The following is a 9,661-nucleotide window of genomic DNA, read 5'->3' as shown; positions in this document are numbered from 1 at the left end:
CGTGGTTGGCTTGCCAACTGCAGGGCTACCGAAAGCCCGCCCCGTACTGCGAAGCAGTCAGGGTCGGGTAGTTTACGTGCGACAGAGTTTTGGGAGTTGCCATCGGTGAAGCATCAATCGGGTCGCCCTTCTTCCGGCCAGGGATCCTGGCCAGAATATCTGCAGCGGGTGGGGCGTGGGGCAGTGGAGACGGGATCCCAAGTTGCTCTGTGGATCCTATCGGGGCCGCAGTGGCGGGTTTTGGCTCTGTCGGCCTTGGCGTTGGCAGGGCTGGCCTTCTGGAATGGGCGGCTGGCGCTCTCTCTGGGGGTGGGCACCTTGGTGATGTTGGGGTTACAGGGGGTGCGCAGCCCTGAGTTCAACCGCCGCTGGCAGGAGTGGCAAGCTTGGTTTCGGCAGGCGGATCGCTGGCTTTTGCTGGCAATTGGCTCGGGAGCAGCCGCCACCTTGGGCACCTACACCCTCATCTCCATCTGGGCAGAATCCACCCAACGCTGGCTGGCCACCGGTGCCATTCTACAGGGATTGGCCACTCTAGCCTTGTTGTCGCTGCTGTTTGGGGAGTGGCTCAGGGGCCGACAAGAGCGGCAACGGTCTCAATTGGAGCGCGACCTCAGCGACATTGCTTCTCCCGATCCCTTCCGACGGCTGGCGGGCGTTCGCCGCTTGCAGAGCTTAATGTCCCACCTGGATCCCGAGCAAACCCGGCTGGCGGTGGATTATCTGCGGTTGGCCCTCGACCAAGAGACGGTAGCGGTTGTGCGGGAAGCCCTGCTGGAGGCCCTACAGGGATGGGGGATCCTGCGCCGCCTCAACGATTTGACCAATCTCAAACACCCCAGCAGGGATCCCTCTTCAAACTAAGATAACGGCTGTCTTGGTCCTCAAGGGTTTGACTGGGATGATAAATTCAGTCCCTTGGGCAATCCGCCAAATAGATTGCTCACCTCAGGTTTAGCTAAACCGCCGAGAAGCCCCGCGCTGTATGCGTAGCAACCCTGCGGGAAGCTAGCTACAGGGTCGGGAGTATGTTACGCGGCATACCCCCTTTCCATCTAGGCTCAGGCTTGTCCCTCTGCCGCCAGCCATATTGCAAAAAGCTTGCTTGGAGCTGGCCTGCAAGGAAGGCTAGAATCCTTTACTATGGGTAATCCTCTCCAGCCGCTCCCTTAGCCGCACTGTGCCAGCATGTATACCATTTCCGACTTTGACCGCCTGATCCAGTTTCTCCCAGTGGAGATCCGCCCTGAAGTGCAGATCGAGATCGGCACCCCTGACCAGTCTCGGGTTGTGCAGCCGTTGTGGCGCTTCCCCTGGCAAAAGTACTCTCGCTTTGCCATCGACCTCAGCCGTTGGCAGAAGCTGAGCCCTGACCAGCAGAAGATCTACTTCTTGCGAGAAGCGGTGATGGCCACAGAGCTGGCTTTGGGGGATAACTGGTCGGCGCTGTTGCTGTATCCCGCCTTGATCGGGGCCGGCAGCATGGGCATTTTGGTAGAGCTGCAGATGGGAGATAACCTCGGCGTTGGCTTAGCAGCAGGCTTGGCCGCGTCAGCGGTGTTTCTGTTGCGCAAAGCGGAGAAGGGCCAGAAGGCCCAGGTAGCAGCCGACGAGTTTGCCGTGCGCTATGCCTCCCAGAATGGCTACACCTCCGAGCAAGCTGCTGCTATCTTGCTGAGCGCGCTGCAGCAGGTGGCCATCCTCGAAGATCGCGTCAAGAACGACTACGACACCACCATGCGCCGCCGCAACCTGGAGTTCTTGGCGCAGCGAGGCCTGGGAGCTGGCACCTTGACCATCAATCCTAAGTACCGCAACAAAGGCCAGAGCTCCAGCCCGAATCCTTTCCAAAACCCTTTCCAGCGCTGAGGCCTCTCAAAGCTAGTTAGGGATTGACTGGGCTTATTCTTCGTCCTCTTCCAACTCTGGAAGCTCCTCAGTTGGGGTAGACTTGATCGCCTCATCTTCTACAATCACAATTTCTGTATCGGGGCTGTAATACCGACGCACATCCCACTCCGTAATCCAGCGGCGAATAATTGACCGCACAGTGGTTGTGCTGTAGAGCTCAGGAAGCTGTGGCAGCGATGGGCGTACCCAATCGGGATAAGCTTTCTGGTAGAGATCCGCTACCCTATGCCACATGGATTGAATGGCCTCGCGGGCTTCTAAGCAGGAACAGAGAGGGGTAGCTTGGCTAATAGCCTCCATGCCGGCCTTTACGACTTCCTCAGACATATGCTTCTGGAGAGCTATCTTAGGTGCTTTCTCCCAATCTCCTTTTTCTTGTAGAATGACCCTCTCGAAATCGCGGGTTACTGCTCCTACGAAAACCAGCGGAGCTTTCTTTATTTCTTCAGGCAGGGTTGTTGTACCAAACAAGTGCCCAAGAACGCGGTACGACTTGACCCGCTGAAGAAGACTGTACTGGGCAATAAGCTCAATCTCATCCACCAAAACCACCAAGCCCCCAAACCCTATGGCCCGACATAGCTGGGCACAGAAGGCCAGGCGCTGCCAGTGTAGGCTTTCTGCAGGGGGTAGCTTGCCAATGGGATAAGCACCTGCCAAGCCGTGATCCCGTAGGCTTCGCCTTACCTCTGAGGACTTCAGAGTGGGCTCACCAGCCCAAAAGCGGACAATGGCGTCTAGCTTCTCGTCATCGCCTCCTAACCTTTGGTACAGAGCCAAGGTGGCCGGCCACCAGCCTGACCCAAACTGCCACTGGTTAACCCAAAGCTGGAACTTCTGGAAAGAAGGCGAGGAGTACTGTAGCCGGGCTGCCATGCCTTGGATCCCACGCTCAACCATGTCAGGGAGCTCGACCTGGGCAAGGAGGCGGGGAATCAGGCGATTGGGGTTACCGAGGGGCAACTCTTTGGAGACGACAACTAGGGAGGTGGCAAAATTATTCTTCCTTGCTCGCTCCTGCAGGGTTAGTAAAAGATGGGACTTGCCTGTCCCAAAATCCCCCTTTATCAGCATTCCTGCAGGGCCTGAACTAGCACCCTTGCACAGCTCTTGAAAACGCTCCTCAATCTGATACTGCCAAGAGCCAAGTTCTGCAACTGCGAACCGGTTAGGAACGCCATTTCGTAGGGCTTCAATGGCCCGACTAGCTGCAATCGCTACATTCATAGAAGCTGCACCATAGCTGTGCATGGATTAGGCTTTTGAAGAGAAGAAACCTCATTCTCAATTCGAGTTTGCAAAGCTCGATATCTATGATAAGACAGACGCTCAGATTCAATAAACTCTGGAGGAGCTAAGAAAATTAACACAGTTTTTTCTAGTTCACTCTCCGCATCGATAAACTCACGCAAAGTCTCGTAGAGCTCAAGGATTTGTCGACTGGTAAAGTTAGGGCGTCCACTGGGGGTCCGCTCGTAGTAGTGAAGCAAGCTGACAAGGACTGCTACTAAGCCGGATCGTCGTGTAAATAGTCTTAAGAAAGAAAGTAGAATCTCTCGAGCATTTGTCCTGTCAATCTTTCGAAAAATAGCCGCTTCACGCACCCGGCTGATAGAGCTCAGCGTACCTTTAAGCCACTCTTGAATTGCAGAGCATAGACCTTCCAGAGTGCCTGGGCTTTGAAGGGGTTCGTAGACAAGTCGGACTATGGCTTTGCGAAAGTCAAGGGCTAGTGAGTAATCCAGAAAAATACCTCTCTTAATTTCCCGCTGAAACTCTAGTTTGATCTCACGGGCTTCAATCTGATAGAATTCGGCCAACTGCTCTAAAGTGCAGTCCTGCAGATCTAGCCTGGGAGGGTATCCAATTTTTTGGAGAATGTTGAAGCGCAGATCTTTGGCAAAAGTCTCCCAATCTACTCTCTGAGCAAGGGCAAACCAAAGCTGTTCGACTGAATGCAGCTTTAAGCACTCCTCTGTCAAATCAAAAATATGAAAGGAATACTGGTTAAGCTTTTCCAGCAGCGCTTTCCGCACCCAAGAGTAGGAATCTTTCGGAACAACGGCCAGCTTGACAGTGGCACCACCTTCAGGGATAAAAGAACGCAAGTAGTCTTCTTCCAGACAGCGCAGCCACAAATCAGGCTCTAGCCGACCCTGGCCCTCTTCGCTCATAGCTTCTCAAACTCCAAAAGATAGTAGGCGTGCTCCACCCCAGCTTCGTCTCGAATGCGGTAGTAGCGACCCGAGCGCGTGCCTGTAGACGCGGAGAAGATCAAGCGGTAGCCCTCCACATGGTTGGTGCCATTTCGATCCAAGAGGTAAAGATGCCGCGTAAACTCCACTTCGGTGTAGTCTGGGTTGTTGAGGTGGAGCACCTCGAAGACATCGCGAGCAGGTACTTGAAGAGAACGAGGCAGCTCTGCGCTTGACTTTCTCAAGTAACCCGCTGCAATTTTTGCCGCTTTCCAGATGCGTTCAAGAACTACCTCTGGATTAGTTTCTTTCCCTTTGGTCATTCTTGCTCGGAGAATCTTCTCTGCAATGGCACTGGGCCGTTGAGAGCGTAGAAGCTTGCGATCTATGCGCACTCCCTCCCTGGAAAAGCGCACTAAGGCGGGGAAAGCTACAAAGACATGGGGGCTTTCCGTAGGCAGCCAAGGCTGGCCGACTCGTTCTCCTACCTCGCTAGCAAGTTCTTCAAGAGAAGTTCTCTCCAAAACCTGCTGGGTTTGTTCAAGGGCTTGTCTTACCGTCTCCACCTGGGAAAGAGCCTCGCTGAGGACAGAGCTACAGCCTTGTAGCTGGCGGCTCAGGGCTGGAACTTGCCCTCCTTTACAAGCGACTTGGGCTTTCCCTGCGGTCTCCTTTGCTTTCTTAGTCAGGGCAAATAGCTTGCCTAGCTCGTCGTCAAGAGTCTTGAAGAGGGCTTCAATCATTAGTTTTTGGGCCTTTTCTTCGAGAAACCTAGCATCACCAAGAGTTTGGGTGCAAGGCCTTCCCACCTCCGGCTCTTCAAGGCATACGCAGTTCCCCTTCCACCTCAAGGCGGGTGTAAGGGCCAATGGAGAGGAAGCGCTCCCCTAGCATTTCAGCAGCAGCAGGCTGAATCCAGCCCATACGCTGCAGCAGGTGCAAAGCCAGGGCATACTTGGCCCGGGCGGCTCCATCCTGGACCTTGATGGCCAGGCCCATGCCTTCCCCCACCCGGCCAATGCACTGGATCCCTTCAGCACCCGATTTGCTCACCAGATCCCCTTGAGTAGCCCGCATCAACTCCGTGTCGAAACACCCCTGTCCAGCCACCATCTCCGGGTGATGGGTCATGGCCCGTGCTACCGATTCCAAGTCGGGCCGCTCGCCAGCAGTCAGTTGGGCGAATAGGGAGGCCAGGTGATTCAGTTGCAGTTGGTAGGTGGGCACCCCACAGTCATCCCGCGCAAACAAAAACTCTTCCGAGGGCATTTGCAGCAAATCCGCCAGCTTGGCCCGCACCAGGGCTTGCACCGGATGCTGCCGCTGGGCGTAGTCTGACAAGGTCCAGTTTTGGGCGCGGCTGGCCACGAGCATGCCAGCATGTTTGCCGGAGCAGTTGTGGCACAGGGGGCTGGGCTTGCCGGGTGGGGTGGGGCAGACCAGCAAATCGGGAGACAGATCGGCCCGCCACAGTATACTGAACACCTGCCGCGCATGAGCCGTGGTGCCCTGATGGGATCCGCACATGATGGCAATATCTTTCTCGCTGAGGCGGTAGCGCTCGCGGATGCCGGTGGAGAGCATGGCCAGTGCTTGGAAAGGTTTGAGGGCAGAACGGGCAAAAACAGGGGTGGTGCTGTTGCCGGCCATGGCCAGAGAACGCCCGCGGCTATCGGCCACGACAGCTTGGCAATGATGGATAGATTCGGTCAACCCCTCCCGCAAGACATGGATTAAGAGTTCAGGGGCGGTGGAACGATTCTCAAATGACATGAAAACCTGGGAAAGGGCTGACGAAGCTGGGAAAGAGGGTGTGTACTCTTCAAATCATACGCGCAGATCCTACGCGAGAAGTTGGCGGGATCCCCTAAAGTAGCAAAATGGAACCCTTCCGCTCGGATCCCTGACCTCTGCCATGTCCTCCAATCCCCTGGTGTTTTTGGTCTGTCACGGCAGCCGGGATCCCGATTATCAGCAGGCTTTGGCAGATTTGTTGGCCCGGGTGCAGCAGCAGCTGGCTCCCCAGCCGGTGGAGCTGGCCCAGTTGGAAGGTCAGCCTCTCACCCTGGCCGAACAGATTCAAGGACGGCTGGCAGCTTGGCTGGGCGCAGGCCGATCTCCCGATCAAGTGGTGCTGCTGTCGCTGTTTATGGGCGAGGGATCCCATGTGGAAGAGGATTTACCGGCTGCGGTGAAGCAGGTTCAAGCTCGCTGGCCGCGCCTGCCCATCCGGTTAACACCCCCCATTGGCCAGCACCCGGCCCTCCTGGATCTGTTGGTGGCTCGCATTCTGGCTCCACAGCCCTCTTGCTCTGCAACGCTCAGGCAATCCGGCGAACGGGCAGATGCCTGGATTGTGCTTGGCCATGGCAGCCGTCTGCCGGGGTTTGCCGCCCAGCTCCAAGCCGGGATCCAAACTGTGCAACGGCGCTTGCCCGAGATCCCCTTGCATGTGGCTTTTGCTGCCCAGTCCCCCACTTTGGAGGCGGCTGTGATCCATTGCTTACGCCTCAGCCAATACCGCCTGCGGGTGCTGCCGTTTTTTCTCTTTCCAGGCGGTCTGCTGCGCGCCCTACAAGAACAGGCTCAGCGATTACAGCGGGAATGGCCTCTGCTCCAAATCCAGGTGGAGCCGCCCCTCTGGCGGGATCCTCAACTGATGCAGGCCATTGTGGAGACACTCCAGGCTTTTAGCCCGGCGCTGGAATAGCCGAATCTTTCCCGTTCCCTCAAAATGGATATTTCCAACAGCAATGACGCGACCAGGACTTGAGATGGGCAAAGTGTATTTGGTGGGGGCAGGGCCTGGGGATCCAGGGCTGCTGACGGTGAAGGGAAAGGCGCTACTCGCCCACGCGGATGTGGTCATCTACGATGCTCTGGTGGGATCCTCCATCCTGGAGCTGATCCCGCCGACGGCAGAACGGATCTATGCTGGCAAACACTGCGGCGCTCACACCTTGCCCCAGGAGCAGATCACAGCCTTGCTGATGGAGAAAGCTCGGACGGCAGCCGTGGTGGTGCGGCTCAAAGGGGGGGATCCCTTCATCTTTGGGCGAGGCGGCGAGGAGATGTTGGCTCTGGTGCAGGCCGGGATCCCAGTGGAGGTGGTGCCGGGAATTACGGCGGGCATTGCCGCCAGCGCCTATGCCGGGATCCCTCTCACCCATCGCGACCTCAGCTCCTCAGTTGCTTTTGTTACCGGACATGAGGCGGCAGGGAAATACCGCCCTCAGGTCAATTGGCGGGCTTTGGCCGGGGCGGTGGAAACCCTGGTGATCTACATGGGCATGCACAACCTCAGCCACATTGCCGCCGAATTGTTGGCCGGAGGGAAAGCTCCCGATACCCCGGTTGCCCTGATCCGCTGGGGCACCACCCCTGAGCAAGAGATTCATCTGCTCCGCCTGCAGACTCTGGCTGGGCAGCCCTCGCCCGTAGCACCGCCTTCAATTGTTGTGGTGGGAGCGGTGGTCAGCCTGGCCAGCTTGTTGCCCACTTTGCGTCCGCCAGTCTCGTATTGCTCCGCAGCGCTTGCGCAACCGGAATCTCCATGAACGCCTTCTTTCGCAAGTTGGGTGCCCTCTTCTCCGCCTACTACGCCTACATGCTGGAGTACCGGGCCGAGCTGATCCTGTGGGTGTTGGCCGGATCCCTGCCCCTGATCATGATGGGGGTGTGGAGCGAGGCAGCCCGCTCAGGAGACTTCTCGCTGTCTGCTCTGGAGTTCATCCGCTACTTTCTGGCGGTGTTCCTGGTGCGCCAGTTCACCATCGTCTGGGTCATCTGGGACTTTGAGCGAGAGGTGGTCGAAGGCAGATTATCTCCCCTCCTGTTGCAGCCTCTGGATCCCGCTTGGCACCATGTGGCCAGCCACCTGATGGAGCGCTTGGCCCGTCTCCCCTTTACCCTGGTTTTAATCGCCCTTTTCTTCGTCCTCTACCCCCGTGCCTTTTGGATCCCCTCTTGGGCACAGGTGGGGCTGGGATCCCTGGCCATTCTCCTGGCTTTTGCCCTGCGCTTTCTCATGCAGTACACCCTGGCGCTGCTGGCCTTTTGGGTGGAACGGGTGACGGCCTTGGAGCAGTTCCATTTTTTGGTGTACTTGTTTTTCTCGGGGGTGATCGCTCCTCTGGAGGTGTTCCCACCACCCGTGCGCCAGGTCTTGGCCTGGACACCCTTCCCCTACCTGGTGCATTTTCCCGCCAGCCTCTGGGCAGGGATCCCGGTGGATATTCTGCGCGGCTTTGGCCTGGGCCTGGCCTGGGCGGGCCTGTTTTGGCTGGCCAATCGCTGGTTGTGGCGCAAAGGCTTGCAACAGTACTCAGGAATGGGAGCTTAGAGGGCCAGGTTCAGTCCCTCATTTCACAGCTACCGTAGTCTTCAGCTTTCAACCAGGCCACCCTTGAAACCACTATTATGGGTCAAGGCACCCCAGCCAAATGACGAATCCTGTCCGTCTCCCTAAAATAGCGACAGATAACAGGTGAATAGCGCTTTACCCTTTTCCCTAACAGCCTCCTCGAGTCCTCATGAAGCGTGTACTGGTCGTAGATGACGATCCCCTCTCCCTGAAGGTGCTGAGCCGCCACCTGACTCAGCATGGCTATCGGGTTTGTACAGGCGCTTCGGGTGTAGAAGGGTTGCGTCTGTTTGCCCAAGAGCAGCCGGATGTGGTGGTTTCAGATGTGGTGATGCCGGAAATGGACGGCTTCGAGTTTTGCCGACAACTGCGCCAACAGCGCGGCGGCGAGCTCGTCCCCTTCATTTTTCTCTCTTCGCGGGGAGAGATCGATGACCGAGTTCAGGGCTACGAGCGGGGGGCGGATGACTACATCATCAAGCCCTTTGAACCCCTGGAGTTGGTGGCCAAAATCGAGGCCCAGATTGAACGCTCCCGCCGCACCCAATCGGAAATTTTGCGGCTAATCCAACAGCAGTCCCAGCCAAAACCGGAAGCGGACCCCCGCCCCACCCCACCCGAATTGCCTCTGACCCCTGCTGAGGAGCGGGTCTTTCGGGAAGTCATTCGCGGCTTCACCAACAAGCAAATCGGCGAGAAGCTGTTCATCAGCCCGCGCACTGTGCAAACTCACCTGACCAACATCCTCAGCAAGCTCTCTCTGGAAAATCGCTCACAACTGGTGCGTTTTGCCTACGAACGGGGCTACACCGCCGAAGAGGAGCCGGGCCAGAAGGGATCCCTTTCAGGCCAGGTGTAGCCTCAAAACAGCACGTGGCGCTTTTCGCACCCGGCAGGGGATCCGCTCCTTGCCCAAGCGGACAAATGCCTCGTAGCGATGGCAGCCGGAGAACCCATAATACTCCCCTTCCACTTCCAAAACCTCAATGGGCTCCTGTAGGCCGACTGCTTCAATGGAAGCCATCAGCGCCCGAACCTTATCCGGATCCGTTTGCCGCGGCAAAGGGCGGCGAATTTGGGCAAGGGGAATCTCGCGAATCTGCGCCATGTTGAACTTTCTGATACATTTACGCTGAACACTGCTGAACATCACTGTTCAACTATGCAGCGATAGCATTCTGTTTGTTTCCAA

Annotated in this window: 11 protein-coding genes and 1 pseudogene; 6 read left to right on the top strand and 6 right to left on the bottom strand. The window is 57.0% G+C overall.

Annotation, left to right across the window (positions count from 1 at the left end; genetic code table 11):
- The first annotated feature begins 105 nt into the window (after positions 1 to 105).
- Together NW828_RS13025 and NW828_RS13020 are read left to right on the top strand one after the other, a co-directional pair.
- Positions 106 to 864, top strand: a complete 759-nt coding sequence (locus tag NW828_RS13025) for a hypothetical protein (RefSeq protein WP_011432665.1) — start codon at positions 106 to 108, stop codon at positions 862 to 864.
- A gap of 324 nt (positions 865 to 1,188) precedes the next feature.
- Positions 1,189 to 1,869 carry a DUF3318 domain-containing protein gene (locus NW828_RS13020; protein WP_414384300.1) on the top strand — a complete coding sequence of 227 codons (681 nt, stop codon included), beginning with the start codon at positions 1,189 to 1,191 and terminating at the stop codon, positions 1,867 to 1,869.
- 33 nt (positions 1,870 to 1,902) lie between these two features.
- Here the strand turns inward: NW828_RS13020 and NW828_RS13015 are convergent, their stop codons facing one another.
- The 5 genes and pseudogenes from NW828_RS13015 to NW828_RS12995 all read right to left on the bottom strand — a co-directional run bounded on the left by NW828_RS13015 (position 1,903) and on the right by NW828_RS12995 (position 5,879).
- The gene (locus tag NW828_RS13015) at positions 1,903 to 2,787 is read right to left on the bottom strand and encodes a hypothetical protein (protein WP_414384302.1); all 885 of its coding nucleotides are present in this window, start codon (positions 2,785 to 2,787) and stop codon (positions 1,903 to 1,905) included.
- A gap of 87 nt (positions 2,788 to 2,874) precedes the next feature.
- Positions 2,875 to 3,138 (bottom strand): annotated as a pseudogene (locus tag NW828_RS13010) (BREX system ATP-binding domain-containing protein); the annotation flags it as partial.
- Positions 3,135 to 4,085 carry a hypothetical protein gene (locus tag NW828_RS13005; RefSeq protein ID WP_414384299.1) on the bottom strand — a complete coding sequence of 317 codons (951 nt, stop codon included), beginning with the start codon at positions 4,083 to 4,085 and terminating at the stop codon, positions 3,135 to 3,137. The pseudogene NW828_RS13010 and the gene NW828_RS13005, both read right to left, overlap by 4 nt.
- Complete coding sequence (locus NW828_RS13000) at positions 4,082 to 4,351, bottom strand: hypothetical protein (RefSeq protein ID WP_238376915.1); 270 nt, start codon at positions 4,349 to 4,351, stop codon at positions 4,082 to 4,084. Before NW828_RS13000 ends, NW828_RS13005 begins: the two co-directional genes overlap by 4 nt.
- 574 nt (positions 4,352 to 4,925) lie before the next feature.
- Positions 4,926 to 5,879, bottom strand: coding sequence for an asparaginase (locus NW828_RS12995; RefSeq protein WP_011432671.1), 954 nt, complete (start codon positions 5,877 to 5,879; stop codon positions 4,926 to 4,928).
- A gap of 142 nt (positions 5,880 to 6,021) precedes the next feature.
- On the opposite strand from NW828_RS12995, the gene NW828_RS12990 reads away from it, so the two are divergent.
- The 4 genes from NW828_RS12990 (at position 6,022) to NW828_RS12975 (ending at position 9,328) form a co-directional block, all read left to right on the top strand.
- Complete coding sequence (locus tag NW828_RS12990; RefSeq protein WP_414384297.1) at positions 6,022 to 6,816, top strand: sirohydrochlorin chelatase; 795 nt, start codon at positions 6,022 to 6,024, stop codon at positions 6,814 to 6,816.
- Between the two features lie 64 nt (positions 6,817 to 6,880).
- Entirely contained in the window at positions 6,881 to 7,663 is a 783-nt protein-coding gene (cobA, locus tag NW828_RS12985) for a uroporphyrinogen-III C-methyltransferase (protein ID WP_011432673.1), read from the top strand.
- On the top strand, positions 7,660 to 8,448 hold the full coding sequence (locus NW828_RS12980) for an ABC transporter permease (RefSeq protein WP_414384295.1): 789 nt from the start codon (positions 7,660 to 7,662) through the stop codon (positions 8,446 to 8,448). The genes cobA and NW828_RS12980 overlap by 4 nt, the downstream gene beginning before the upstream one ends.
- 190 nt (positions 8,449 to 8,638) lie before the next feature.
- Complete coding sequence (locus NW828_RS12975) at positions 8,639 to 9,328, top strand: response regulator transcription factor (protein WP_011432676.1); 690 nt, start codon at positions 8,639 to 8,641, stop codon at positions 9,326 to 9,328.
- Here NW828_RS12975 and NW828_RS12970 read toward each other — a convergent pair.
- Positions 9,314 to 9,577: a ParB N-terminal domain-containing protein gene (locus NW828_RS12970; RefSeq protein ID WP_414384293.1), complete on the bottom strand. Its 264-nt coding sequence runs from the start codon at positions 9,575 to 9,577 to the stop codon at positions 9,314 to 9,316. The two genes, NW828_RS12975 and NW828_RS12970, sit on opposite strands and share 15 nt — an antisense overlap.
- Positions 9,578 to 9,661 lie beyond the last annotated feature (84 nt).

Origin of the sequence: Synechococcus sp. W55.2 (genome assembly GCF_047461635.1) — a bacterium.
Classification (GTDB): Bacteria; Cyanobacteriota; Cyanobacteriia; order Thermostichales; family Thermostichaceae; genus Thermostichus.
The sequence above is the reverse complement of the archived record's forward strand: the minus strand, read 5'-3'. Positions and strand labels throughout refer to the sequence as shown.